21 protein-coding genes are annotated in these 26577 nt (G+C 43.9%); 14 read left to right on the plus strand and 7 right to left on the minus strand.

Features of this window, described 5'->3' with window-relative positions; all coding sequences use genetic code 11:
- Nucleotides 1–22: 22 nt before the first annotated feature.
- Nucleotides 23–145, minus strand: a complete 123-nt coding sequence (locus OQ289_RS13335) for a hypothetical protein (protein WP_270087351.1) — start codon at nucleotides 143–145, stop codon at nucleotides 23–25.
- Between the two features lie 216 nt (nucleotides 146–361).
- Between OQ289_RS13335 and OQ289_RS13340 the strand changes: the two genes are divergently transcribed.
- The 4 genes from OQ289_RS13340 to OQ289_RS13355 all read left to right on the plus strand — a co-directional run bounded on the left by OQ289_RS13340 (nucleotide 362) and on the right by OQ289_RS13355 (nucleotide 2430).
- Entirely contained in the window at nucleotides 362–643 is a 282-nt protein-coding gene (locus tag OQ289_RS13340; protein ID WP_270087352.1) for a hypothetical protein, read from the plus strand.
- Nucleotides 644–816: 173 nt separating this feature from the next.
- A complete protein-coding gene (locus OQ289_RS13345; protein ID WP_270087353.1) occupies nucleotides 817–1146 on the plus strand; it encodes an ArsR/SmtB family transcription factor in 330 nt (109 codons plus the stop codon).
- Between the two features lie 155 nt (nucleotides 1147–1301).
- Nucleotides 1302–1769 carry a DUF6428 family protein gene (locus OQ289_RS13350; RefSeq protein WP_270087354.1) on the plus strand — a complete coding sequence of 156 codons (468 nt, stop codon included), beginning with the start codon at nucleotides 1302–1304 and terminating at the stop codon, nucleotides 1767–1769.
- Nucleotides 1770–1791: 22 nt separating this feature from the next.
- Entirely contained in the window at nucleotides 1792–2430 is a 639-nt protein-coding gene (locus tag OQ289_RS13355; RefSeq protein WP_270087355.1) for an arsenate-mycothiol transferase ArsC, read from the plus strand.
- A 12-nt stretch (nucleotides 2431–2442) separates the two neighbouring features.
- On the opposite strand, the gene OQ289_RS13360 is transcribed toward OQ289_RS13355, so the two are convergent.
- A complete protein-coding gene (locus OQ289_RS13360) occupies nucleotides 2443–2802 on the minus strand; it encodes a DUF4180 domain-containing protein (RefSeq protein ID WP_270087356.1) in 360 nt (119 codons plus the stop codon).
- 327 nt (nucleotides 2803–3129) lie between these two features.
- On the opposite strand from OQ289_RS13360, the gene murQ reads away from it, so the two are divergent.
- From murQ to OQ289_RS13380, 4 genes are read left to right on the plus strand one after another with little or no spacing between them, the layout of a single operon-like run.
- On the plus strand, nucleotides 3130–3948 hold the full coding sequence (gene murQ / locus OQ289_RS13365) for an N-acetylmuramic acid 6-phosphate etherase (protein ID WP_270087357.1): 819 nt from the start codon (nucleotides 3130–3132) through the stop codon (nucleotides 3946–3948).
- A gap of 10 nt (nucleotides 3949–3958) precedes the next feature.
- Nucleotides 3959–4573 (plus strand): RNA polymerase sigma-70 factor, encoded by a 615-nt coding sequence (locus tag OQ289_RS13370; protein ID WP_270087359.1) that lies wholly within the window; start codon nucleotides 3959–3961, stop codon nucleotides 4571–4573.
- 40 nt (nucleotides 4574–4613) lie between these two features.
- A complete protein-coding gene (locus OQ289_RS13375) occupies nucleotides 4614–5636 on the plus strand; it encodes a FecR family protein (RefSeq protein WP_270087360.1) in 1023 nt (340 codons plus the stop codon).
- Nucleotides 5637–5646: 10 nt separating this feature from the next.
- Nucleotides 5647–8274, plus strand: a complete 2628-nt coding sequence (locus OQ289_RS13380; protein ID WP_270087361.1) for an outer membrane beta-barrel family protein — start codon at nucleotides 5647–5649, stop codon at nucleotides 8272–8274.
- Between the two features lie 51 nt (nucleotides 8275–8325).
- Here OQ289_RS13380 and OQ289_RS13385 read toward each other — a convergent pair whose 3' ends face one another.
- Nucleotides 8326–8526 (minus strand): hypothetical protein, encoded by a 201-nt coding sequence (locus tag OQ289_RS13385; RefSeq protein ID WP_270087362.1) that lies wholly within the window; start codon nucleotides 8524–8526, stop codon nucleotides 8326–8328.
- A 216-nt stretch (nucleotides 8527–8742) separates the two neighbouring features.
- On the opposite strand from OQ289_RS13385, the gene OQ289_RS13390 reads away from it, so the two are divergent.
- The 5 genes from OQ289_RS13390 to OQ289_RS13410 are packed head-to-tail and all read left to right on the plus strand — an operon-like array spanning nucleotide 8743 to nucleotide 13265.
- Nucleotides 8743–10218, plus strand: coding sequence for a phytoene desaturase family protein (locus OQ289_RS13390; protein ID WP_270087363.1), 1476 nt, complete (start codon nucleotides 8743–8745; stop codon nucleotides 10216–10218).
- 10 nt (nucleotides 10219–10228) lie between these two features.
- Nucleotides 10229–11086 (plus strand): phytoene/squalene synthase family protein, encoded by an 858-nt coding sequence (locus tag OQ289_RS13395; protein WP_270087364.1) that lies wholly within the window; start codon nucleotides 10229–10231, stop codon nucleotides 11084–11086.
- Nucleotides 11087–11099: 13 nt separating this feature from the next.
- Entirely contained in the window at nucleotides 11100–11621 is a 522-nt protein-coding gene (idi, locus tag OQ289_RS13400; protein ID WP_270087365.1) for an isopentenyl-diphosphate Delta-isomerase, read from the plus strand.
- 11 nt (nucleotides 11622–11632) lie between these two features.
- Nucleotides 11633–12115 carry a sterol desaturase family protein gene (locus tag OQ289_RS13405; RefSeq protein WP_270087366.1) on the plus strand — a complete coding sequence of 161 codons (483 nt, stop codon included), beginning with the start codon at nucleotides 11633–11635 and terminating at the stop codon, nucleotides 12113–12115.
- Nucleotides 12099–13265: a lycopene cyclase family protein gene (locus tag OQ289_RS13410; protein ID WP_270087367.1), complete on the plus strand. Its 1167-nt coding sequence runs from the start codon at nucleotides 12099–12101 to the stop codon at nucleotides 13263–13265. Before OQ289_RS13405 ends, OQ289_RS13410 begins: the two co-directional genes overlap by 17 nt.
- A gap of 4 nt (nucleotides 13266–13269) precedes the next feature.
- Here OQ289_RS13410 and OQ289_RS13415 read toward each other — a convergent pair whose 3' ends face one another.
- Complete coding sequence (locus OQ289_RS13415) at nucleotides 13270–13929, minus strand: MarR family winged helix-turn-helix transcriptional regulator (RefSeq protein WP_270087368.1); 660 nt, start codon at nucleotides 13927–13929, stop codon at nucleotides 13270–13272.
- A gap of 245 nt (nucleotides 13930–14174) precedes the next feature.
- Between OQ289_RS13415 and OQ289_RS13420 the strand changes: the two genes are divergently transcribed.
- Complete coding sequence (locus tag OQ289_RS13420) at nucleotides 14175–14960, plus strand: phosphatase PAP2 family protein (protein WP_270087369.1); 786 nt, start codon at nucleotides 14175–14177, stop codon at nucleotides 14958–14960.
- A gap of 55 nt (nucleotides 14961–15015) precedes the next feature.
- On the opposite strand, the gene OQ289_RS13425 is transcribed toward OQ289_RS13420, so the two are convergent.
- From OQ289_RS13425 to OQ289_RS13435, 3 genes are all read right to left on the minus strand, one after another.
- Entirely contained in the window at nucleotides 15016–16053 is a 1038-nt protein-coding gene (locus tag OQ289_RS13425) for a hypothetical protein (protein ID WP_270087370.1), read from the minus strand.
- 209 nt (nucleotides 16054–16262) lie between these two features.
- Nucleotides 16263–18233 carry a fibronectin type III domain-containing protein gene (locus tag OQ289_RS13430; RefSeq protein ID WP_270087371.1) on the minus strand — a complete coding sequence of 657 codons (1971 nt, stop codon included), beginning with the start codon at nucleotides 18231–18233 and terminating at the stop codon, nucleotides 16263–16265.
- 10 nt (nucleotides 18234–18243) lie between these two features.
- Nucleotides 18244–26538 carry a carboxypeptidase-like regulatory domain-containing protein gene (locus OQ289_RS13435; protein ID WP_270087372.1) on the minus strand — a complete coding sequence of 2765 codons (8295 nt, stop codon included), beginning with the start codon at nucleotides 26536–26538 and terminating at the stop codon, nucleotides 18244–18246.
- Between the last annotated feature and the right edge of the window lie 39 nt (nucleotides 26539–26577).

Below are 26577 nucleotides of genomic sequence, written 5' to 3' on the forward strand. Positions count from 1 at the left end.
ACACCTCCATCCAACTACTCAATTACTCCCGTATTACTTCATCCAAGTACCGTATTCCAAAATCTAAAATCACCCGCTCAATAGGGTTAAGATTAACCTTATCCATTCCCTTTTTTAAGTCCCATCCCTCAGCACATTTTGCCATTTGCTGCAAGTTTTCATTAAGTTATGCTAGACATGGATTTGATTATTTAATTTATTTTCAGTATATTACAAAATTACTAAAGCATATACTAAGACAGCATACCAGTAGTGAAAACTCAAGCTGTTCATTAAAAGCTATCTCAGAGTGGTGGTTCCGATATATCGTATAGCGGACAAGCTATTCATTATTCATTATTTAAAATCATATCATTTCATTATGAAGAACAACGTTATGGTCAACTATCCAAAAGCGACCTCCAGTCCCGTAAATGTATCCTACAGCATCAGCAAGCAGGGCAATCTTAAAACAATCACCTGTGCCGTGGCCAATACCGAGGCCGTTCCCGCTTGGTTGGAATTGCGAAAATTTGAGCTCATAGGGATTAAGTCCAACGAGACTTATGACCTTCTATTTGAACAACGTAAGTATGAGAAAAATTTAGATACCATATTGTTTATGGATAAGGTATTTGAGAAAATAATTGCTTCGGCCAACTAGTCTTCTCCCTTTCCGTCAGATACATTTGTCCCCCACCGTCTAATTGAATCATCACGGCAAAGTCACAAATAACTATCTTCAATACAATTTCATCCACCTCCTCTTTTTTTTTAAAAAAATAGTAGAATAGAAAATATATTAATCGTAATATTGCAATATAATAATCGATCACTATGGGCATCACCAAAACCGAGATATTCAATGAACAGCAAAATAGGCTTGCAGTTACCCTTAAAGCGTTGGCACATCCTGCTCGCATTGCCATCATACAATATATCCTCAAGCAGGATGCCTGTATCTGTAACGATCTCGTTGAAGAATTAGGTCTGGCGCAGGCAACCATTTCACAACACCTCCGCGAGCTGAAGAACATCGGCATCATCAAGGGAAGCATAGCGGGTACCAGCGTATGCTACTGTATCGATGAGACCGTTTGGTTTCAAATCAAGAGAGAATTAAATGAATTTTTTGGCGATAAGGTCAGTACGAACACCTGTTGTTAGTCGATAGGGATGATTACTACTTCACTAAACAACTCGTCTCGATTTATTTAGCTTGTCGTCAACTTATAGGAGACAGCTTTTATTAGGATTACTGATCATATTTTTTTCGAACCAATACATCGCAATATTGCATTATACAAATAAATAAAGACACCATGAAATTATCCGAAATCAAACAATTACTGCCCCTTTTGGACAATGTTGCCTTTCAACTAGAAGACGGCACATACGTACCTGAGCATTTCCATGTCACCGAAGTAGGTATGATTATCAAAAGTTTCATAGACTGTGGCGGAATCATTCGCCAGGAGAAAGCCGTTAATTTCCAACTATGGAATGCAGATGACTACGAGCATAGACTCAAGCCTGGTAAACTGCTTGCTATCATTGAACTCTCCGAACAGAAGCTTGGTATAGAAGATGCGGACATTGAGGTCGAATATCAAAGCAACACCATCGGCAAATACGACCTGGAGTTCAACGGTAGCCACTTCATCTTACGAAATAAGACGACGGCCTGCTTGGCTCAAGACGCTTGCGGCATCCCCCCCTCCAAGACACAGGCTGAACTTTCCATCCTTCCAAGCACTGGCAGCTGCACCCCGGGCTCTGGATGTTGCTAATCTGATTATACAATAGCAAAAGATGTTTCCTCAACTAAATCAAACCATCAGCAAAATACTTCACATGTCTATTGCTGATGGTCGAAAAGAAATGCTACGTCCCTTGGCCGATTACATCCAGTACCAACTCGATAGTAATCAAGATGCGCGCATCCATTTCATTTGCACCCACAATTCCAGACGTAGTCAGTTCGCGCAGATTTGGGCTCAAACCGCAGCACAGTATTACGGCGTCCCTGCCGTATACTGTTATTCAGGTGGCACTGAAGAGACCGTATTGTTTTCAGCGGTCAGAGACACGCTAAGTGTCCAAGGCTTTGAAATACACATGCTGGCACACGGGGCCAATCCAATTCATTACATCAAATCTGACCCCAATACCGCCCCCATCATTGGATTCTCCAAAAAGTACGACCACCCTTTCAACCCTTTGTCTCACTTCGCTGCCGTAATGACCTGCTCCGCAGCAGATGCTGGCTGCCCCTTCGTTGTTGGAGCTGATGGTCGATTTCCCATCACTTTCGAAGACCCCAAAGTTTCGGATGACACTGCTCAGCAATCAACAGTCTATCAAAACTGTAGCCAACAGATTGCCGCCGAAATGTTTTACATATTTTCACAGATTATACCCGTACCATGCAGCCCTGGCTCCCATTCTTAGGTCGTTATCGTATTAGTTGGACTTACTCCCCCAAGCCTCTTCTATAGATTCGACAAAATAGATTTGGCCTTGCTTATTGCTTTCGTAAATAAAATCCCGCAAAGCCTGACTTTCAAATTTGGCAAAATCCCCTACGATAGCCAATTGAATACCGTACTGAGCAAATTTTTGTAAAATATCACCTGCTATTTTGGTTTTTAGGTCAAAGAAGCCCGGCGTTACCTGCTCTTCTTTGACCATCACCTTATACACATCCAGGTATCCCGTATTACCGATGATATCCAAGGCATCATCGACGTTGGATAGGACAATGCCGTCCGCAACTACCTCCACCATTTTTACCCCATTGATCTCTTTTATTTGTAAATCCATTTGCTTATTTTCCTTTAATTAAATTCCTTTTTTTCGAAGACCGACTTTCCCCTACCTCTCCATTTAGCAATATTTCATTTCGCCCCCCGTCTTCCCCCATCCTAACCAATCACTTTCTATTTTTAATCCTGATGCCCTAAAAATAGACAACAAATCACACAATCAAGAGTTTCATGCCCTCTTTTTCCATTCGTATACACAGCACCACCCTATTCTCTCAAGAATATATTCACACCTGTTTTCACAAATCGCTCCTATTTTTAAAAAAAATAAGTGTCTCGGTAAGTAGTTGGGCAATTTCTATTGTCTATACTAAAAACACGATATATGATGGGATACACAGAACAAGACTCGGCCTACACCAATTTAGAGAACAAGTCTACCGAAGAATTACTTTTAGGAATAAATGAAGTCGATCAGCAGATCGCTGCTATCGTCCAAGGTTGTATCCCCGCTCTTATTCCACTCGTCGATTCCATTGTGCAGGGAATTAAACAAGGCGGGCGCCTCATCTATATCGGAGCAGGTAGTAGTGGGCGCTTGGGAGTGTTGGATGCCTCCGAATGTCCACCAACATTCGGAGTTCCTTACAGCATGGTGCACGGTTTGATTGCCGGTGGAGATGACGCGATTCGATACGCCGTCGAAAATGCGGAGGATAATCTAGAAGCTGGTTGGACTACCCTCCAACAGATGCAGCTTCACCCGCAAGATGTTATCGTCGGCATTTCAGCCTCGGGTACCACGCCCTATGTGCATAGCACTTTAGCGCATGCCAGAGCTTTCAATTTGACAACCGGATGCATCGTATGTAATCTTCAAAGTTCCATTGCCCAGGTGGCAGACTTTCCGGTAGAGATGAATACCGGTCCAGAGTTCTTAACAGGTTCTACCCGAATGAAAGCAGGAACTGCTCAAAAAATGGTTTTGAATATGCTAAGTACCTCCGTAATGATTAAATTGGGAAAAGTTTATGGCAATAAGATGATAGACATGCGAATTGCCAATGACAAATTGAGAGAGCGAGCGATTCGCATGCTGGTACAGGAGACTTCCTGTTCCGAAGCCATTGCCACATCCCTGCTCTCCAAATACAAAAGTGTACGTGCAGTGCTCGAAAACTTAAAAACAGAATCAACATCATAAATTCAGATAGATGAATGACCAATCCCATGTGCTCACCCAGCTATTGCATGCCATTGCTGATGAAGATAAGGACGCATTCAACCGCCTCCATCAGCTCTATTTCATTCGCCTCAGACGATTTGCATACTCTTTCCTCAAGCAAGAAGAGCTTGCAGAGGAGATTACCGCCGATCTTTTTATACACATTTGGCTAAAAAAAGAGACGTTGACCAGAATCGAGCACCCTCAAATCTATCTTTACACAGCCATCAAGAATCAATGTCTGAATGCCTTAAAAAAGAACAGTAATCGGAAGAATGAACCAATCACGGAGCGAGACCATGATAGAGCAACGATGAGTGATACACCCATCCAACAATTAGAAAACAAGGAATTGATGTTGTATCTAGATGCCATCATTTCAACACTACCTGAGCAGAGACGACTTATATTTAGGCTCGTAAAAGATGAAGGTATGAAACACAAAGACGTGGCTTCTCTACTCGATATATCGGTAAGAACTGTCGAAAATCAGCTCTATAAAGCGATTAAGTATCTCGCCGAAAAGGTGGAGATGTACCTACAGAAAAGCCCCTATCCCGAATTAAAAAACAACAGGCAGCAGCTCCTTTCTCTCTTATTCTAAACACAACGGAAACCACAGAGCCGTACAAACTGACACGACAATGGACAAAAGTGATTTTTTAAAGATGCTGACCAAGAAATTGACAACTGGCCTATCTCGACAGGAGCAGGTTGACTACGATATCTATTTGCAGCAGCACAGTGACTATAATCAAGTAGAGCAGATTATTCAGCAATACTACACCAATACCTTTTCGGCAGAGGAGCCAAGTGCTCAACAACGTCACCTTGAAGACATCTGGTTGAAACTAGATTCTCCTACCCTAACGACGCAAAAGCCAAATCCTCCTTTGATTAAGTCTCGGTGGATGGCCCTATTCGGCGTAGCCGCAGCTTGTTGCCTTATCCTCGGTATAGGCTACTATTTACTCCAAGGATCCAAACCCTTAAATCCAGTAGATCAAATACTATCTGAGTCCATAGTTTCTACCAATCAAAAGCTACTTGTCCCCATGATAGATGGCAGTGTCGTGACCTTAGATCCCGACTCCCGACTCGACTACAATGAAGCTTTTGGCGTAGAAAAGAGGCAAGCCAAATTAAGTGGATCCGCCCATTTCAACGTCATGAGCAATGCCGACATCCCACTTCACATCCAAGTAGCAGACTACCTCGTCACCGTAAAAGGTACATCCTTTTACATTCGTGAAGACAAAGCCAACGACGGGTACGAGCTAATACTCTTCCACGGAAAAGTCGAACTCGCGACTCGGCATGAGCCAGCAAAAGTACGCAAGATACGTCCCAATCAAAGCGTTCGATGGGGCAAGGATACCCAAGATATTGCCCAGCTGATTATTACTGACCTCGATTCCCAAGTGATTATTCAGAAGCAAGAGCGACTCCAAGACTCCATTGTATTTCAAAAACAGAAGTTCGAAGATTTAGTAATAAAGCTATCTGACATCTATAAAGTAAAATTTATAATCGAGAATGAACAGCTGCGCAAAAAGCGCTTTAGCGGAATGATTCGAAAAGTCCCACTTCAGGAACTGATGCACATACTAGAAACGGCCTACCCTTTCGAGTATAAAATTCAAGATAGCATTGTCATTATTCGATAATACAGCCAACATGAAACAAGTCAAGCTACTCGCTTTATTTTTACTCACCGTCATGGCTGTCCAGGCTCAGGAAAAGACTATCCAATTGGTGAAAGGCAGGTTTCCCTTAAAGGCGATTTTTAACCTTGTTCAGCAAGAACAACCCATCACATTATTCTACAGTGATGATATTGTTCGTGACGACATGCATTACACCGTCACCAAGGATAGGATGTCAATAGAGTCCTTGCTACAGGAGGCTCTTCCTCCATTAAAACTCGCGTATAAAAAGATAGCGGACAATATGATTATCGTACACGCCCAGATTAACGATCAGCGAGGGAAGCATGACAGGCTCACCGGAACGATAGTTGATGATTATGGGCATCCCGTTACGTTTGCCACCATCAGACTTCTTCTCGGCGATCAGTTGTTGGCACTCTCCAATACCATAGAAGATGGTAGCTACAGCATTCGAAAGACACTCCAACAGGGTACCACCTATCAAATACAAATCAATTCGCTTAGCCACAAGAGCTTCTCTCATACTTTTCAGTATCCAGATACAGCGGCTATCAGCCGGATAGTGTTACAGCAGCAAGCCAAACGCTTACAAACAGTCCATGTGACTGCACAAGTACCCCCATTCTCCAGGATTGCCGACCGTCTTATAGTCAATGTAGAAGGCACCATGCTTGAAAGTGGATTATCCACGTTAGAAATCCTTCAACAGTCGCCTGGCCTTTGGGTAGACGCCAACGGGAATATCAAAATACGTGGTAACCAGAGCGTAAGGGTGATGATCAACGATATCCTTCAGCGTATGTCCAGCGAGCAATTGGCTGAATACCTTCGTTCTTTACCTTCTGAAAACATAAAGAAAATAGAGATCATCCCCAATCCTGGTGCAGAATACGAGGCCGAAGGTACGGGTGGCATTGTCCGTATTATTTTGAAAAAAAATATCAACGATGGATTTAAAGCCAATTTGTTGGCCCGTTATCTACAGCAACGGCGTGATCCTTATTTAAATACCGGTGCCATACTTGATTTTAAAAAGAACAAATTCTACATCACAGCGGTTGGAGCTTATCTCAAGGACAATCGCAGTATTATTTCAAATTACGATGTATCCTATCCCGATCAAAGCAATTATCTCAGCAGCACGGATAGGACTCGGTATCTCGACTCCTACAACAGTCGGATTACAGCTTCTTATGACATTACCGACAATCAAAATGTAAGCATACAGACCCTATGGATAGGTAATACCATCGATCAGGTTTTCAACACCCAGAATACACACCTCCTTAGCAATCAAACGTTAAGAAAGCAGACCGCCAATAACTGGGATACCCGCCAGAATATGCTCAATTCTACTCTCAACTACAATATCAGCTTGGATAGCGTCGGCACGTCGGTGAAGGTAATAGCCGATTACCTATCCAATAAGCATCGCGAATCAAATGATTATACCATGCGCTCCGTAGATACCGACGAAACCGAGCGCTATATCAACCTTTCACCCAGTCTAACCGAGATATACAGCCTTCAAAGTGATTTCACGCGCTATTACAGCAGTACACCATTCAACTGGATCGCCGGTGCCAAATTTGTGGGCACCAATCGATACAACGAAGTGCTCCGCAACAATAATATAGATGGGCAATGGATTAAAGACCCACGCTTGAGCAATGAATTTCAATATCGAGAAAATCTGTTTATGGCATACGGAGCCATCAATTACAAACGCTACAAGACCAGCGTCAAAATAGGTCTAAGAGCTGAGCAGACCTATATCAATGCCCTTTCCATCACTAACGGGGACCGAATCAACCAATCTTATATCAGTCTATTTCCCTCGATATACCTACTTCAAGAAGTTGGGGCAAAAAAACATTCTTTATATTTAAACTATGCCAAGCGGTTGCGAAGACCTTCGTTCAAGGATCTTAATCCTTACACCCTACAGATTGACGACTTCATCCTATTGGAAGGAAATGCAGGATTGACACCAGAGTATATCCATAAGTTAGAAACGGGTTTCAGTCTAAAGAACGGATTGACGGCCGATGTTTACTTCGCCTACACAAAAGACAAGATTGCCTTATTCATGGAATCCATCAATAACAAGACATTAGCCTATCAATCTCACAATTTTAATTCCAGCATAGACTACGGCGCTTCGCTATTTATTCCTTGGAACGTCAAAAAGTGGTGGTCTATACAAAGTAGTTTGGCTTGGTACAGGACTCGGTTTGAGTATGACAACGTTGACCTCTCCCAACAGATTGTTCAGGCAAATTTGTCTCAGACATTCAAATTCAAAGATATTATGGATGCCAGTATCTATCTCGATTACATAAGTCCTACCTACTTGGCCAATACCAAATATGCCGATCAATTCTATTCTAGCCTCCGGATATCTAAAAGTCTGTTGAGCAAGAAAGCCAAGATCACACTTATGTTGAATGATATATTCAATACCGCTCGGGAACATGAGATTACCGCTCATCAAGGCACGACGGCCTACTTCTATCAAAAACGCCCTACCCAGACTTTCGGCATGTCTATCAGTTATAGCATCTCAAAAGGCAAGAAGTTTGAAAACAAAAAAATAGAACAGAGCAATACCGACGAAAAAAACAGGACCAATTAGTGGCCATTTTGGCCACTAATCATCATTTGTACAGTCGATTGCGTCCTTATTCTACCTGTCGCCACTGTGGTATTCTTCATCTGTCACATCCGCTAGACATACAGCCGTCCCCCTTTTCCCTTCCGTGATGGCCACCTGCATGAATTTACTGTTGGCACTTGCTCCATGCCTGTTACCATAAATAAGGCTAGTAAGATCATTTTTATATTTCCCATGTTTTTGCTTCTTAACTAACGTCTTACTTCCGTACAATGCTCTATATATCGCTCTCCAATATGGTTATAGGAATTACGGTTTTGAGTACCACTTTTACTTACCGTATACCATTGCTATATCCTTAAGACCATTTGATGTATATATAATCTATGCAAAAAAACAGTATGATATTAAACTAAAATTTTAAAATAATTTAAAATTAAGTGTTATAATAAACTATATTTGAAAATAAATAGTATTAAAACATACCAAATGAATACATCTATCATCGGAACTGGCATTTCAGGGCTATCAGCAGCTTGCTACTTAGCAAAGTCAGGCCATCAGGTGCACGTTTATGAAAAGAATAGTGATGTAGGTGGCCGTGCGCGACAGTTCAAGAGTGATGGATTTACCTTTGATATGGGCCCCAGTTGGTATTGGATGCCTGATGTCTTCGAGTCCTTCTTTGCCGATTTTGGTTATCAAGTATCCGACTTTTACCAACTCAAGCGCCTAGACCCCTCCTATTCCGTAGTATTTAAGGATACCAGTATAGATATTCCAGCTTCCCTAGCCCAACTGTATACACTTTTTGAAAGTATAGAACCTGGGGCGAGTATGCAGCTCCAAAAATTTCTCAAGCGTGCGAAGCACAAGTATGAGATTGGTATGGGTAAATATGCCTCCTTACCCTCCCTTAGCATTAAAGAATTTCTGCAAATCGATGCACTGATGGCCTTACCTAGATTGGATATATTGTCCAATATGGAACGTCATATCCATACTCACTTCAAGCACCCTTATCTGCGTAAGATTATGGAGTTTCCGGTACTATTCTTGGGAGCTATGCCCGATCGTATACCCGCTATGTACAGTTTGATGAACTATGCCGATGCTTCTTTAGGCACTTGGTACCCAAAGGGTGGCATGTATCGCATCATAGACGCACTGTACACACTGGCCAAGCGGCTGGGAGTGCAGTTTCATCTCAATAGTGAAGTATCGGGATTTGGCATCAATCATAGACAATTATCCAGCATTCAGGTCCAAGGCCAAGCCATAGCCACTGATTTCGTGATTGCTAGCGGTGATTATCAGCATATGGAGAGCCTACTTCCAGATGCCTTACGCAATTATAGTACGTCCTATTGGCATAGCAGGGAGATGTCACCCACCAGCCTCATTTACTATCTGGGTATAGACAAGCGCCTACCATTATCCCATCACACGCTATTCTTTGACAGCGATTTCGACGCTCATGCCAAAGCGCTCTATGAGCAGCCTCGATGGCCCGATCAGCCGATGTTTTATGTATGCGCACCTTCTGTGACCGATCCTTCCGTAGCTCCTGCAGGACATGAAAACCTCTTCATCTTGATTCCGCTTGCTGCAGGCTTAGAAAGTGGCATTGAAGACTACACCCCTCGCTACCTAGATCAAATATTGGCACGTATGGAAACCAGACTTGGCACTGCTATCCGTCCGCATATCTGCTATCAAAAAAGCTATACCATACACGATTTCAAGCGAGACTACCATGCTTATAAAGGGAATGCTTATGGGCTTGCGAATACACTCAAGCAAACCGCTATTGGCAAACCCATGATGCAGAACAAAAAGTTGGAGAATCTTCTATACTGTGGGCAGCTATCCGTCCCCGGTCCAGGAGTACCTCCCGCCCTGCTATCCGGCAAGATTGCCGCAGCACAAGCCGTTAAATACGCCTCTTCACATATCCTTATATAATCTCACTGCTATGGACAACTTCAAGATATTCAACACACTATGTCAACGCTATAGCAAACAGGTGACTGAATTGTATAGCTCTTCCTTTAGCAGGGCTATCTGTGTACTACATCCCGACCTTCATGCACCCATCTATGGGATTTATGGATTTGTGCGTATTGCCGATGAAATCGTAGATACCTTTCACGATTATGACAAAAAGAAGCTACTCAACGATTTCAAAAGAGACACTTTTGAAGCCATCAACAGTGGTCTCAGCACCAATCCTGTATTGCATAGCTTTCAAGCTGTCGTTCAGCAATACGATATTCCACAAGCATACATCATTTCTTTCTTTGACAGTATGTATGCCGATTTGGATAAGACTTATTGGAAAAACCAAGAAGAGCTGGACACTTATATCTACGGTTCTGCCGAAGTAGTGGGTTTGATGTGCCTTTCCGTATTCTGTAATGGTGACCAGGAGCAAGTACAGCGCCTTACCCCTTCTGCCCGAGCGTTGGGTGCCGCCTTTCAAAAAGTCAATTTCCTACGAGACCTCCGCCAAGATGCTTATGACCTAGGGAGGCGGTACTTCCATGATATCAATCTGGAGCAATTCGACCACCAGACCAAGTTCAAAATCGAGCAACAAATCGCACAAGACTTTGATTCGGCTTACGGTGGAGTGATGCAATTGCCCAACAAGGCGCGATATGGCGTATTGTTAGCCTACCGCTACTATTGGTGTCTATTCAACAAAATCCGTCGCCTGCCACCCGAGGAGGTCATCAACACCCGTATCCGCATATCCGACTACAAAAAATTATACTTGCTCATGCACACTGGCTTAAGAAGCCAGTTTAGCATGCAGCGCACACATCCTTAATAGCTATTACCTTATGTCACTCACACACGATCTGATTCTTGTCAATGCCGAAGATGTCCAAATCGGGACCAGCAACAAAGCAGATGCTCATTACAATGGCACCCTTCACCGTGCATTTTCCATTTTGATTTTTGACACCAAGGGCCGTATGCTCTTACAGCGCCGTGCCCAGCACAAATACCATAGCCCTGGGTTATGGACCAATGCCTGTTGTAGCCACCCAGCACCGGGTGAAGACACCGAGTCAGCGGCACATCGGCGGCTTTGGGAAGAACTCCGCTTTGATTGCCCCCTTACTTTTCAGTATCATTTTACCTACCGGGCCCTACTTGACAATGGACTCATCGAGCACGAGCTTGACCACGTTTACACCGGTGTATATGAAGGCCCTATATCGCCCAATCCCGACGAGGTAGATAGCTACGCGTATATTGAGGTGGCCCAGCTTGCTCAATATATCAAGGCCTATCCCGATTGCTACACGGTATGGTTCAAGCTTATATTTGAGCGTTATCTCCAATACCCTCACCTCTAAATCCTATCACTATGCATTGGTTACTTGGTATATCCATTACGATTGTCACTTTCTGCACGATGGAGGGCATTACTTGGCTCACCCATCGCTACATTATGCACGGATTCCTCTGGTACCTCCATAAAGATCACCACCAGCCCCACAATAGTAAGCTGGAGCGAAATGATTGGTTTGCCTTTATATTTGCGGTGCCCTGTATTATCCTCTTCTACTACGGTGGTGTCCAAGGTCATACCTGGCTCACCTATATCGCTATGGGTATATTGCTGTACGGAATTGCCTATTTCTTAGTCCATGATGTTATCATCCATCAACGCATTAAGTGGTTGCGCAATTCCAAAAATAGCTATATTAGGGCTATGCGTTGGGGGCACAAGATGCACCACAAATATCTAGACGCAGCTCCTGGCGAATCTTTCGGATTCTTATGGGTCGAAAAAAAATATAGAGACAAAATCAAAGCAGACGATTCCAAGTATGGCAAAAAGGGATAATTATTTCGATTATATTATTGTGGGAGCAGGTCTTTCCGGCATCAGTCTTGCCCACCGTCTGATTCCGCACCTGCAAAATACCGGTAAAAGGTTGTTGCTGCTGGACCGGGGGTTAGATTCTTATCCCGAGCGTACATGGTCATTTTGGGAAGCAGCTGATAGTATACCAAGCAGCTTGATCGAAGCCAACTGGCTGCAGATACGTATTCTAGACGAAACTGTCAATATCCAGACGCCAACAGCTCCATACCACTACAAATCCATTCGCTCCACACGTTGGCGAGCACATTATCTGCAGATTATTGCCGCGCAGACACAGATTACAATTATTGAAGAAGCAGTGCTTGATATTCAGCAAACCTTAGACGAGGTCAGCGTCCATACGGCCACTAGCTCCTACCAAACCCTCCATCTGTTTGACAGCCGCTTTGCTCCAGTACTTGACATTCCCGATTATGTCACCACCCTTTGGCAACAGTTTTATGGGTGCTACATCCGCACGAAATATGCAGCATTGGACCCAAATACTGCCGTTCTGATGGATTTTAGAGCCTCGCAACAGGAGCATATTGCCTTTTTCTATATGCTCCCATCTGATAGTCATACTGCTTTGGTCGAATACACCTTATTCACTGACCGACCGAAAGAATTTTCATACTTCAAGCGTCAGCTATCCGACTACCTTGATCAGCACTTTGGACATGGAAATTATGAAATTATTCGTGAAGAAGAGGGCAATATTCCGATGAGTAGCTACCGGTTCCCAAGGCGCGACGGTCGCATCTTTTATATTGGCACCGCTGGGGGATGTACCAAGCCCTCCACTGGCTACACCTTCTACTACGTACAGCAACAGATTCATGAATTAGGAAGATTGATTGAAAAAGGTTATCTGAATACTTACGGGCGATATTCTTGGCCAATGCGTCGATTCCATTTTTACGATAGCATACTCTTGCAGATCCTGTCTGAGCAGCCCCATATTGGACATACCATCTTTGTCCGTCTCTTCCGTCGTAATCCCACTTCTAGGATCTTTAAGTTCCTCAACAATGATACTACTTTATGGGAAGAAATCAAGCTCTTCAGCACCCTGCCTATTGGACTTTTCAGTCGGTATGCTATGCGCATCCTCTTCAAGCATAGATAAGAATCTATCGGTTGCCTTGGTTCGGCATAAAGTCTTCGAGCGTATGCTTGCCTTTCTGCCCGTATAGGTCGTGGTGATGGTGATCCAGCTTAGCCATAAGATGTGTCAATAACTGGCGCTCTGTATTGTTGAGTGTGCCTGAGACTACATCGCCCACCCGTTTCATCTTGGGCAGTATATCGATAAGGACACGCCTTCCCAGGGGTGATATTGCAATGGGCTTAGAACGCTTATCACCCGTCTTTTCAGCTTCCACGATGAGCCCCATGCGCATCAGCCTCTTGATAACCTCATTGCCCGATGCTTTTTCCATGATATTCTTACGGATCAGCTCCGACTGCGGAAGCTTGTCATAGGTAAAGAGCACCATTAAGTAAGTAAACTCTTCAGGAGTCTGCAAAGGTGTATCCTCAAAGGCCAATTTGATGTAATTCTTGGCATATCGGTATAACATCACCAACAATTTACCCACATCTTCGGTTGGCCTATCACGTTCCATGACAGGCGTATAATCCCCGCCTATCTTTCGCATTTGTGAATTTTTCGCCGTCTGATTGACCTTCATAAAAGCCACAAAGCCTTCATAAGTAGCATCGTCGGGGTAGTTGGCACAATATAGATCTAACTCTTCTATTACTTCTACCAACAATTTTTTGGGAATCATGGTCATTGTCTGTGTATTGAATACCGTACAAAAGTAACAAATAGAATGTAAACACTCCCACTCGCCAACCGATTTATACGCTTACTTTCGGGCTCGGTGTATAGCTTTACTATATGTATACTTAACTTTTCCACTCTGCATGCACAAGGTAGCTATTCGGTTAAGATATTTTTTTAAAAATTCCACTTTCGAAGGTAAATTTGACTTCATTTTTATACCTTCATATCCAGCTAACATATCCTCGTATGAATCCTACAAAAACAATCCATCTTCTCAGGTACATCTGTGCATTTGGATATTTGCTTTGTTGTCTAAGTATGGTTCATGCGCAACAGGCAATATCTGCTTGTCAAGATAGTAGCATTACCCCCGTCCCTTTTCTCCAACGTATCCCATACAAACAGTTAGTACTCCCAGTAGGTCTGATGACCTATGGAATCATAGCCCTAGAAAGCCATTTCCTCATCGGCCAGAACCAAGAAATCCGAAACGAGCTACAAGAAAATATAGACCGCAAATTTACAGTGGATGATTTTAGTCAATACGCAAGCACAGCAAGCGTCTTCATTCTAGATATGGCCGGTGTCAAAGCCAAACATAACCTAAAACAGCGCTTCTTTACAACTGCAGTATCACACGCCATTATGGCTGCCACTGTTATGAGCGTCAAAAATACGGGCACGGTATGGCGCCCCGATAGCTCCGCCAACAACTCTTTTCCTTCTGGACACACTGCTACAGCTTTTATTGGCGCAGAATTGCTTTGGCAAGAATATAGAAATCAATCTATCTGGTATGGAATAGCGGGTTATACAGTCGCGGCCGGGACAGGTTTTTTCCGTATGTACAACAATAAACACTGGCTATCTGACGTGGCCATGGGAGCCGGAATAGGCATCTTAAGCACTAAAATAGCTTACTGGTTGCTTCCTTTAGTAGACTACAAATTTAAAGGAAAAAGCAGGGACTATATTCTCTTGCCTAGCTATAATGGTCGACAGATAAGTCTGGTTGGGAGTTTAACCTTTTAGTGTTCTGTAGTTTAGCTAAACTTTCTACTTGAAGATGCTGTTCTCGAAAAACCATTTAATGCCTATTATCACAATTAATAGGTACTTCGCTATACCTTTTATCGACATACATAATCGAAGGACAACCAAATGAATGATACTCAAACCCAAAAACAACTGCAGGTTTGTCTTTAAATAGGTATCCCACCCATTGTTCACCCGAACTTGCGTCAACCGTATCTGCAAAATTTAACGGGGCCAGCGAACTTCCCTCGCTTTCTCGGAATATTTTTTCGACTAGAATTCGTTTACCCTTAGCCGCAATAAAATGGCGTATTTCTACTCTATTTTCGACCAAAACATCCCGGATAAAAAAAGTGACAGTATCGCTTTTGAATTGGTAATAATTGCTTGTTTTAAGTACGTGACTATATTCGTTTTTTAGCGACTTTTTCGGAAAGTCTCTTTCCTCTATTTTCTCCCATTTTACAAGCTGTAGTTTTGCCTGTACGAATGGATTTTTTTTGCCGATATATACCAATACGTTATTGTAATAGCGCTCTTTTGATTTATGAAGCACCGCATGACCGACCTCGAAGCCAATCATATAATCCCAAGGAGATATATCCTCTCCCTCAGAAGCGTAGGGTGTAAGATGTGCCACTGCTTTAAGCTCCTTTACCGGAATTTTTGTAAAGTCGCCGGATTGATAGTCGTACATAAACATCGTATCCCGTTCACTGAGATTTGTGCCGGTTAACACCCTTTGCCTAGAGGCGGAGTCCAGTTCAAAGAATTTTAAATCATCAAAAGGAATACTTTTCTGATTGGTCATATACTTAGTCTGCATCGCCAGTGTATCTTGATAAAGATCAGACAAAGATACAAATGCTTCTATATTCCTATCAACCCCTACCGTGGTCACACGGAAGATGTTCAGGTCATTTTCTTTTAACTCAAATCGACTTGTTTGCAGTACTGCGTAGCTTTCTGTTAAAGGATGCATGGAGGTGCTAGGTTTCTCCGCACTGCGGCCCATGGCAGGATTTGGCGGATTACTCGTTAGCAGGATTGCTAAAGCAAGCACAGGCGGTATCGATATTTTTACTTTCATTTTTTGCTGTTCGTCAACAATTGTTGTCCAATTTTCATGCTAACCTTTTCACAGGTATTATTTTGATAACTGGATACAAGTTAGCAAAACATTGTAAATGTTAAGAAACGGATTTCGATGACAACCAGCGCCATCAAGTATCCACATAAGCTTACCTGATGCTATGCGCGATGTTCTACCTTTTGTTCGCGTTGTACGTATAGATAATATCATTCAGCATAAAAAACCTCCAGACTTTTCTCGCTTTCCACATCTTGCATATCGACAGCCGTCACGTAGTAGTAGTACGTATTTCCTTCTTCAATCGCACTATCCAGGTACTCCAATTGATCTCCAGCCAGCGTTTTCAGCAATTGGGGATTACTATTGCCTACACTCCTATATATATTATAGCCTTTCATGGCCTGCGCACTGGTATCCCATTGCAACAAGACCTTTGATGCTTCAGCAGTATATAGTCGTACGCGCAATGGCGCCAACGGCTTTTCGTTCAGTTTCTCTATCCGAATCGGGTTGCTCAAGGCACTCATTCGGGTCGAATCCATCACCGATTGTATTGCATAGTCATATACGCCCGCTTGGTACATGGTATCTACAAATTCATTGGCCACCACTTTTGCAAAGGGTACTGTTGGAAATGCGGCATCATCTTTTGATTTTCGATAGACATTATAATAGTCAAGGGCGCCAACAGTCTTCTCCATGTCGTACCAAGTAATAGATACATGTGCTTTGTCCATCCAGATATACCGCAACTGCCGAGGTGCTTCGACCTGCACTGTTGAGCCTTTAGGAATGGATAGTTGCACCACTTCCGATAATGGACTCAGTGATTGGGTATGTGATACGGCTGTCACTGCATAATAGCCGATTACCTCCCCTTTATTTGCGGAGCTGTCTTGATATCGGTAGGATTGTTCGGTTGCATTGTAGGGGATAAAATTGCTCACTTGACTCAATTTTCCGTTAGGATCAAAGCTCCTGTAGATGTAAAAGCCTGCCACTTGGATACTATCCACATGTTGCCAGCTTAGTGTGGGCAAGTCACCCTCCATATATGCTTGGACTTGCGTTGGAGGCAAGATGTTGACGATACCCGTTGCAAGCCCCGAAACCCGAGCCGTTGGAAAGGAGACGGTCGACTCCCCTTGCATGACCATCTGGTAATAATAGTTTTTCCCGCCCCTTACCGTTTCATCTACATAAAGGGTATCGGTCACCGGAATAGTAGCAAGCAACTGATAGTTTGTATCGTAATTATCACTTCGGTAGAGCAAGATATTCTGTAATGCGTAGCGTTGATCCAGCGCATCCCAATATACCTTTATCCCCCCATCTACAGCCGCCGTCTGCACATTGAAGCCACGGTTCACATTCCGAAATCCGCCAACTTGCAGCGTGACGGTATCCGAGCTGGTTCCTAGGTTACCAAAAAAATCCTTCCCAATAAGGTAGTATTCATAGCGCACCGATTGTAATGCCGTCGTATCTTGTAGAAAGTAGATAATCGAATCATTTTGTACGTTGCCATTCATCCCTCGCGTACTATACACCGCTTTGAAATCGGTGTTTGTCCCCCGTACTCGCCGATGGATTTCAAATAATGGCGCAGCTTGCTCTAAGGCAGATTGAAAGCGAAGGATTGGAAATGCTTCTCCAGGATCTATCTCTATACTTTTTATCGGGGCAAAATCCGGTTCAGACAGCGTGTAGGTCATCGTAGCATTGAATTCATCCCCATTAGTTGCCATTATTTTATAACTATAATTTTGGCCCATCACCGCTGTCGTGTCCATGATCCCGAGCCCAAATCCGATTCGAATCTGGGGAATCTGCACGGACAGGAACTGCTGCTGCTTCACGGGATCCTCCCAAGCTTGCCACAATTTCAAAGATAAGCTATCCGATAGGGAGCCCGATTCAGGGAATAAAAATAGTTGATCCTTTATCCGTTGTTGCACCGTATTTAAGGATAGAAGGGCACTCACACGATGAATCGCAGCAAATTCCTTTTCATCAGGGCCTTTACGTAATAGCAAATATCCCTGCTTTGCCATTTCCAAATCGTTGACATCGATATAAATTCCTTTCGGGGTGCCTATCATGGTCACTTTCCCTTGTTGGGCATATAAGTGGACACCGAAAAAAAAGAAGCTTAGAAGCCATACTATACGTTCCATACTCTTGTCGTTAATAATCAAAATCTGGATCTTTGCTACAAGACCCGCCGTTTCTAGTAAATTCAAATTCAACACCTTTATTGCAGCTTGATCCCGCGCATAGAGACAGTTTGCCCATCACGCCGATATCAATGCTTTCATCTACAAAGGCACACCACACCCTGGCCGCTATATTGGCCGAAAAACATCCCATTACCTGGAAACTTGGATCGCCTCCGGTATTGGTAAATTTAGCCTTCACCCCTACCTCTGCATCCACCGAGCCACTTACACCACATACTCCCCCTAGGACGGCCATCCGAGCATAGGCATGTGCAAATAACATAGCCCCAACGCCTATCTCTTGGTTGGCCTTGTTAAAGCTTCCATAGATACGGGCATCAAAGCCCGCACCGAAGCCTACCTCAAAATCGGCCACCACAAAATTGACGGCAAAATGGGTTTCCGGAATGATATCCTTTCTTCCTGTAAACAAGAAACCATGGAATCCATTTTCCTTAAATATTCGAGGTAGCTTCTTGACATAAGATTGGCTCGTAAATTTGGCTTCCATTTGCGGAGTCACCATATTATGGTCACCTATACCAATACCCACCGCCAATGGGAAGATGAGCGGAACAGGAGCCAATACATCTGCTCCCGCAAAGAAATACCACCCCTCTTTCTCGAAGAGCATTTCAAGCTCGACCTTACTTAAGATGACGGCCCCTGCCACCAATCTAGGCATACTAAGCGAGCCAAACATACGTCCAGTCTTGAAGTCATAATCAAATTTAGCTCCCGATAGCCCACCTTCATTTTGAGCCATACCATCGGCCAAATTGTCAACCGGTAATTCTTCTTGTAGGGCTTTGACTGCCTGCATAGCCACTTGTTTGGTTTTTTGCTTCGCTACATCAACGATATCAATGCCTACGGCACCGCGCAACACACCGTTGAGCTGTAAGAAACCACCGATTGGATTACCATCTATCATCGAATTGATAGCGTTCATGCCACTACCAGCCAAACGCATTTTGGCGGCAATCTGATCATAATATTGTTTCCCGCTCTCACCCAGTTTCATCACCTCGTTGTAGGTATTGTTGGCTGTCTTGAGGTTATTTTCAATAAACTCCCGCGCTTGGCGTACCGTCTCTTCTTTCATCACCTCATCCAAGAGCTGAGCCGCGTATTCCTCCCCTTGTTTACGATAATCACCTATCACGATTTCGGCCTGTTTCTTAACATCTGCTGCGGCTTGTGATAAGACTTGTTCTGCAAAGGCTTTGGCTTCTCCTGCTGCCTGTGCTCCAGCTTGACTTGCAGCTCCCTGCACCCCCGAAGTGACCATGCTCACTAAATTGGCTTTGATGCTGATATCTGTACCGGGCATCTGTATCATTCCCGCAATACCTAATCCGCGCCCGCCAAAAAGCTGTCCTCCGGCAGTAGTGGTCGTCTTGAAACGTGTACCCCCATCTCCTGTAAAAGAGAAACTCAATGGCGCAATAGACAGTACCGGAGCCCCTGACTCACTTGCCGAATAGCTGATCGACCCGTTGATATTGTCCAACAGTTTAGGCAAATGCAGATTGACCGTACCATTCATCGTCAGCCCCTCAGGTTTACTAAAGAACGAACCTGGGGTAAAAGAAAGCTGGCTTTGTAGGGTAATCGGCGTTGCATTTTGACTAAAGCCAAATACTTCTTCATCGTTGCTCAATACCGATACATATCCAATCCGTATACGATCTCCTTGGCGTGTCATTCCTGGAAGTTTTTCTAAAAATGCAGCTTCACCATTGTCATTACGTAAGGTAAATTTAAAGTGCCCTTTTCCTGGAATATTTCCCACGTCAGCGTCATAGGTAAAGACTACTTCCGTACCTTGATTCAGATGGAGCGGTATGCTGGCTTTGCCACCTACGGTTAATTTCTGAACAACATTGTCCGTCTTGTCAAAGATAAGTTCACCTGGGACAATAGACATCTTCGGCATATTCAAGTCGGTCTTACCTGTCAATATTTTATTGTTCTTCAGCACTATACCCCCAGAGTTGGGTGCCAATGCCCATGATTTACTCTGTACTTTCCATTTTTCCAATTGAAATTCCAACGGCTCATCACTGCTGACCGGCAACATCTTATCTTTCGTGATGACTGCTTTACCCGCATCCAGACGCAAAGGTATCCCCCCTTGTATTTTGGTATTTAAAGTCAAGAACAGGTGGATACTGTCATTTTGCACATAAGACTCTCTTGCAGCAGCTACCCCACTCTCCCCATCGAAACCTAAATATTTAAATTGTATCGCTTTGCCCTGATCCTTACTAATAGCATATTTTCGTCCCTTGATATCTTCCTTCGAATGGAATACCTCAATATTCATCTTATCCGGACCTCCACCCGCATATTTGCCCAAATAGAAATCCTGATTACTAATGGTCATATAGCTTGTTGGGAAGTTGAACGAATTGTCGACCAACCGTAGCCTTCCTTGAATTGAACCCGTGGTATCATTTTCACCCCTATGCACGCGGATATATTGATCAAATCCGAGCAGTTGGGCTTTGAAAGAGGTAAAAGCTGACAAGCGTACGTCTTTTTCTACCAAATCGATTTGCTCCGCCACAGGCACCCCCTTAGGCATCTGTGCAGCATTGACATTGCTCGATTTCTTAAAAGCAACATTCTTAAAGGTCAAACTCACTTCCCGACCGGCAAACTTATCGTTCTTAAAATCCGAATGCTCTGGTAGATTGACAAGATCCCCGGATACGAGGTAGCTTCCATCTTGTCGTTGTTCCAATTTGCTCACCCGAGCGTTAAATCCATAAAGCTGGCTGATGTCAATATCCTTTAATTCAGCGATTTTGAAATCCAGTACCTGCTCCCGTGCATCTTTTTCCAAAATGATGGATTTACTTTCACCGACAAACGTTCGGTGCTGTTGATAATAACTCGCAGCAACCTTTATTTTGATCGAATTAGCCGGCAGCAATCGGCTCACCGATCGAGGTTCAGGAACTAAAATAGCATAGTTACCATTGGCGTCGGTCACCGCTTCACTCTCGGAATTCGCACCAGCACCTTGCTCCAAATAGACTTGCGCCCCTCGCAGGGCTGTTCCATCTTCCGCGAGCGTGACCTGACCCCTCAGGATACTGGCCCGGTCCACTGCCACCACCACTGTACGCTGTACCTGATCATCTATGCTATTCACATTATTGAGACTTGTCGGCATAAAAGAAATTGCCGTTGGCATGACAATTGGGCTATTCGAATTGTCGTTATTGCCATCCCGCTTACCGCTATATTTCGCGATATCGTTGGTCACGAATACATTGAAATTGGTCTTCGAATTATTAACAAATTCAAACTGAGCCTCTCCACGCATATTGGTCCGTCGGAAATCATCACCAGCCCCTTCAATATAGACCTTGGCGTTACTGACAAGTGAGCCATCCTTTGTCTTGACCACAACGTTGATCCGATGCTTTCTACGAGTCAATTTGAAATCGCCAAGATTCGTATTAGGCTCCGTTGCATTGACTGCAGCGGTCAGCGGCATATAAGCGGGGTCATAAGGCATGATAATAATAGAATCAGGCCTAGCGGGAAGGTCTATTTCAAAGCGTTGGTAAGGCAAGATAAACTGCGTCGGAGTAAACCTAAGCGATTGTTCCAACTGCTGATTGCCAACCACCGGGACATTCTTATCGACAGCAACGCTATTGGCTGCTCCCTGAGCCGTACCCGAATAGACAAAATTGACCGTATTGCCATATTTCACTTTAGACTGCGTGGCTGCTTCTACTATTCCCGCATTCAAATCGGCTTTGCTGGTTATGAAAAGCGTCGTATTGATTTGTCCCTTCTCATTCTTAGCGGATTGTATCTTACTGCCAGTCGTTCCAAACACTATTTCTTGCTTATTCTGTACCGCTTTGTCTACCAATGTTTGAAAATTAGTAAGTGCCAATTGATTTGATGGCCTATTGCCAGCGGCCACCGCCGCCGTCTTGTTGCCCACTCCTTCCGTATCTACCCATCTTCCATTCACTTTGAGCTTTACCCTAGCAGTCACTGGCGCACCATCTTCACTATCCATCACATATCCAAATGCCCCCCTTCCCAACGGTTTCAAATCGAAATTCCGTACGATCTGTCGGCCTGACAAGCCTGCTGATAAGCTTCCGATATCCACCTCTTGCTTCTCATAACCTGGAGCGTACAGTATTTTCACCGTGTTAGTGGTCTGTGTAGACACTGTTCCCGTATTGATTGTCTCCGGATTGAAATATTCGATCCGCTTTTCTAGTGTAGGGAATACGTAATAACCATTATCATCCGTCGTGGACACTTCCTCAAACAGGAAATTGTAGCGTTGGTTGTTGTAAGACTTGCCATTTAGGATAATACTTGCTTTCACTTGGACGCCCTTGACCCCTAGGGTGGTAAAATTATCCGTCACCCGCCCTCTGATCAATGTAGACTTCGGAATTATCCTAAATTTATACTCGACCACATCGTCTGGATTAAAATCCTTGTTAAATAGAATTTCCGCTCCAGGTATAAATCCTTCTATCCCCTGGGGCCCATCAGCCGCGACCCGACGATTGGTCCATACGTGGGTTTTGCTAAGGAAGTAATCTTTGTAGAAAGCCACATCATTTTCCCTTCCTCGTTCATCTGCTTCCAAAATATAGCTCAACGAGCCCGATGCAGATATCGATGCGGCACGAAGCACATCTTTAAATTCGATATAACCCCCATCGTTGCTGACATCCCCTTCCCGCATCAGCACATTTTTATACTGATTATCAATGGACGGGTTATTTGTCGGGATGACCACGCCATTGCTGAGCATTGTGCCAGAATAGTTGGCGCCGATATTGGCCGTATAGCTGACATTATTCGTCGCGATTCTATTAACAATTGTGGTTGCCCCGCTTGAAATAACGGGTGCAGCTGAATTATTATAACCTGAATTAGGGGTAGAGGCGTTGATATTCTTTTTGGTATTCTTATCCAATCCCGGTATAAAAGGCATGTAGCGATGGTCCTTATTATTCAGGTCGTAATAGAGGTTGACCGGCACATTCGGGAATGAAATTGCCGTCTGTGGCTGTTCAGCTCGGTCGACACGCTGCACTTGAACCCGGATATTTTGGGTCTTTACAAAAGAAGTATAGGTCCCAATATCCTTGCTTTCCCAAGGTTGCACCACAATGGCTTCGTCTGGCGCACAATAAAAGGATACATCAGGTACCAACCGATAGACTCTCCTGAACCTGCCGTCCCTGGAACTCGCCAGATCACCATGACCTATAGTCACCGACCCATTGACGTATTGCCCAGCCATATCGGCATTAGGAAAATCAAATTCAAAGTTCCCTTCCTGGTCCGTCATCACCGTTTGTAACACTTTATAATTGTCCTGTACGCTGTTTCCACCGCCGTAAATAGCTGTGCCTTGGCCTACGACTTCTGTTTTTGCAAAATTGGTGTATCCATACGTGGCCAATTGCGTGCCCACGTTGCTATAATAGTTTCCAATCGGAGACAATATATTTGCCGCCCCACCTATTAGCCCTCTATTTTGCGAATCTCCTCCACGCAATATAGGGTCAATCCCAAAAGAAGGGTCACTATCTGCTGCCGAGGGTCCACCTGCTAATCGCACTTCCTGATGGGTATCCGACATCGCATTAGCTGAATACCTAGATTCTACAAAATCATAAGTGACGACCAATTTTAGGGGCATATTTGCATAGGCTTGCTTAGGCACACCTGCTCTATTTTTATAAGCATATTTCAAATTTCCAGTCAATTTGGTCCGTGGTGGGACATGCAGTTCTTTTTCTAAAGTTAGAAAAGCCTCCTCAGGCACAGCATTATATCGATAATCCGTCCATTTATCCTTGCTCAGGGCATTTTTTGTGATACCATTACCGTAGAGAGAGCCTCCTTTAGAGATGTTGTCGGCAAGATTCAATCCAGCCTTATTCTGATTGGCGTTTACTATCTGTCCGCTTTTCTTACTATTGACTGTATTTGTCAACGCATTAGTCGTTGATGTATTAGCCACCCCCATCAGGTTATTAGTCGTTACTGCTTTCAGCTTTAGATCAGTCGCTTGTTGATTAGCGGCGGCCGTTACTAATACCTTTCCTCCAACATAATTGACCATCTCCAGATGATTCAGTTTGAGGTTACTATTTGTACTTCCACTGTTAGCTCCCACTGCTTCTGCCACAACTTTGAAAGGAACCTCACGCAGTACCGTACTACCATCCATCAATACAATCTTGTAATTATAGCCATCCGAGGGCAGGTTTTTAAATAAGGAATTGAAAATCACATATCCCTCATTCCCATTCTTTTTGTTATTCATCTGCGGCGTTGTACGCTCTGCTATCAGCATCTTATCCCCTTGTATCGCCTGTTCATACTGGCTTTCGCTCAATATATCCCCCTCGTATCTAGGAATGCCGTATTGGGCATTCTCTTTGTTAACCTTTTCCCGGTAGATCTTAATCTTGGCATTTTCTACATAATCCCCTTTGAGGTTGTTAAAGATTTCACGCACATTGACCTTTAAACTATAGGCGTTAGCATCCAACGTGATTTGATTCATCTGCTGCACACCACCTGCTTTTAAAGAAAACAATTCGCTACTCGCCTTAAAATGAGGATTGAGTACCGCTATTTTATAATACACGCCCACTTTACCTTTCATATTGTCGAGATCATGCTGCCTATTAGGAGGCAGCATGGACACCTGCTGCCCACCCATATTTACCTCCCATTTATCCGTTGGGATCACGCCACTACTATCTGCTGAAGTGAAAAAACAGGGCATTTCAAAATTTCCATCCTTATCGGTCATCACGTACTGTCCGCCAAAGACCTCTTCTTTATTGAAATAGTTGGCGACAGCACCAGTCAATTCGGTCATCTGTGGTACGCCATTAGCATCCTCTCCAACATTAGCATATACTTTTGACAAATAGACCTTTTGATTCGCAATTGGGAATACATTTCCTTCAGTATCATCCTTAAATTGGTAGACCAATCGACCTTTGATCTTGGTCGTATCCCGGTATATCTTGGCATCAAAGAGGAAATCCACCCGTTGGCTCTTTCCTTGATTTTCGAAAATCTGTTGTTGGGTCGGATCGCTCGCGATGACCTCAACTTGGTATTGCTCACCTTTCGTGAGCATGGGCATCTTCACAAAATCATACAAAAGCTCGTTGTTGCCGACAATCTTGGTAGAATACATCGGCAACGTTAAAGGAGCGCCCTTCTTGGATATATTAGATGTCTTAGCTTTATAGAAATTGATGGTATATTCTGTTGTGGGTGCAGCCGCTATTATCGGATTCCAAACCACTTTAAACTGTCCCTGGCCGTTAAATGTACTCTGGTGTTCGGGGCTTACAATTATTGGGGCGTTTACCATATTCCCAGCATACCTAAAAGAAGTGACCTCTGACCACCCTCTATTTCTAAAATTAGATTTCCCTGTGGGATCGGTAGCTTGCACCCCCATCACATATTGTCGCCCAGGAATGAGCGCTGGATGAGCAGGACCATACAGCAGCATATTCGTCCCAATTGTTTCTTCAAATAAAGGTCTGCTGGATAGGAATGCGTCGTTAGGATTACGTGCTGCGATGACCTCTACAATCCGTAGCTTATACTGGATAAATGGAGATGATCCCGGAGGTGTAGTCCACGTGATTGGTAAAGCCTGCACACCCTTTACATCGACATTCTGTTCGTTGAACGGACTCAAAATACGGGGCGGCTCTAAATCTGAAATCCGGAAGCTGGTACAGCCTAGTGGCTGTTCAGGACTGATTGGCTCCAGGCTGTTATAGTTTAAGGCCCGAATACACAAGGTATAATTACCTTCCAAAAGTCCTACCCCTCGAGTCATATCCGCACGGCTGATGCCCGTATATTCTATTTTGTTGATGTCAAATAGAGCTGCAATATCATTTCCATTCAAATTGACCGTCTGCCCAGCAGGAATGAGAATGGGCCGCGGACTACGGTAACCGGGCTTGACCCAAGCCGCAATACCATTGTCACCTGTTACCCTGGCCGTAAGCTGTATGGACAGCTCGGTCGTGGAGATATTGGTCACCGTCACCACCATCAACTCGGGATGCGAAGAATAATCCGCAATACGATTCAAATATGGGGGCAACACGTGTGATGTAATCTGTATCTGTGCTTGCGCGGCACAAAGCATCAGCAAAAATCCTATTAGGGTCAATACGTTTCGTCTGATAAATGCGATCCTTTTCATTTTTTTATTTTATTTGCGCGTGTCTGAGTAAGTGATATC

Source organism: Sphingobacterium sp. SYP-B4668 (assembly GCF_027627455.1).
Lineage (GTDB): Bacteria > Bacteroidota > Bacteroidia > Sphingobacteriales > Sphingobacteriaceae > Sphingobacterium.

What these genes read in the sequence shown, in the direction of transcription:
- OQ289_RS13355 (WP_270087355.1), top strand. Translation starts at nt 1,792, where the DNA reads ATGTTTCCTCAACTAAATCAAACCATCAGCAAAATACTTCACATGTCT.
- idi (WP_270087365.1), top strand. Translation starts at nt 11,100, where the DNA reads ATGTCACTCACACACGATCTGATTCTTGTCAATGCCGAAGATGTCCAA.
- OQ289_RS13375 (WP_270087360.1), top strand. Translation starts at nt 4,614, where the DNA reads ATGGACAAAAGTGATTTTTTAAAGATGCTGACCAAGAAATTGACAACT.
- OQ289_RS13430 (WP_270087371.1), bottom strand. Translation starts at nt 18,233, where the DNA reads ATGGAACGTATAGTATGGCTTCTAAGCTTCTTTTTTTTCGGTGTCCAC.
- OQ289_RS13350 (WP_270087354.1), top strand. Translation starts at nt 1,302, where the DNA reads ATGAAATTATCCGAAATCAAACAATTACTGCCCCTTTTGGACAATGTT.
- OQ289_RS13405 (WP_270087366.1), top strand. Translation starts at nt 11,633, where the DNA reads ATGCATTGGTTACTTGGTATATCCATTACGATTGTCACTTTCTGCACG.
- OQ289_RS13425 (WP_270087370.1), bottom strand. Translation starts at nt 16,053, where the DNA reads ATGAAAGTAAAAATATCGATACCGCCTGTGCTTGCTTTAGCAATCCTG.
- OQ289_RS13390 (WP_270087363.1), top strand. Translation starts at nt 8,743, where the DNA reads ATGAATACATCTATCATCGGAACTGGCATTTCAGGGCTATCAGCAGCT.
- OQ289_RS13380 (WP_270087361.1), top strand. Translation starts at nt 5,647, where the DNA reads ATGAAACAAGTCAAGCTACTCGCTTTATTTTTACTCACCGTCATGGCT.
- OQ289_RS13435 (WP_270087372.1), bottom strand. Translation starts at nt 26,538, where the DNA reads ATGAAAAGGATCGCATTTATCAGACGAAACGTATTGACCCTAATAGGA.
- OQ289_RS13345 (WP_270087353.1), top strand. Translation starts at nt 817, where the DNA reads ATGGGCATCACCAAAACCGAGATATTCAATGAACAGCAAAATAGGCTT.
- murQ (WP_270087357.1), top strand. Translation starts at nt 3,130, where the DNA reads ATGATGGGATACACAGAACAAGACTCGGCCTACACCAATTTAGAGAAC.
- OQ289_RS13335 (WP_270087351.1), bottom strand. Translation starts at nt 145, where the DNA reads ATGGCAAAATGTGCTGAGGGATGGGACTTAAAAAAGGGAATGGATAAG.
- OQ289_RS13360 (WP_270087356.1), bottom strand. Translation starts at nt 2,802, where the DNA reads ATGGATTTACAAATAAAAGAGATCAATGGGGTAAAAATGGTGGAGGTA.
- OQ289_RS13395 (WP_270087364.1), top strand. Translation starts at nt 10,229, where the DNA reads ATGGACAACTTCAAGATATTCAACACACTATGTCAACGCTATAGCAAA.
- OQ289_RS13370 (WP_270087359.1), top strand. Translation starts at nt 3,959, where the DNA reads ATGAATGACCAATCCCATGTGCTCACCCAGCTATTGCATGCCATTGCT.
- OQ289_RS13420 (WP_270087369.1), top strand. Translation starts at nt 14,175, where the DNA reads ATGAATCCTACAAAAACAATCCATCTTCTCAGGTACATCTGTGCATTT.
- OQ289_RS13410 (WP_270087367.1), top strand. Translation starts at nt 12,099, where the DNA reads ATGGCAAAAAGGGATAATTATTTCGATTATATTATTGTGGGAGCAGGT.
- OQ289_RS13415 (WP_270087368.1), bottom strand. Translation starts at nt 13,929, where the DNA reads ATGATTCCCAAAAAATTGTTGGTAGAAGTAATAGAAGAGTTAGATCTA.
- OQ289_RS13340 (WP_270087352.1), top strand. Translation starts at nt 362, where the DNA reads ATGAAGAACAACGTTATGGTCAACTATCCAAAAGCGACCTCCAGTCCC.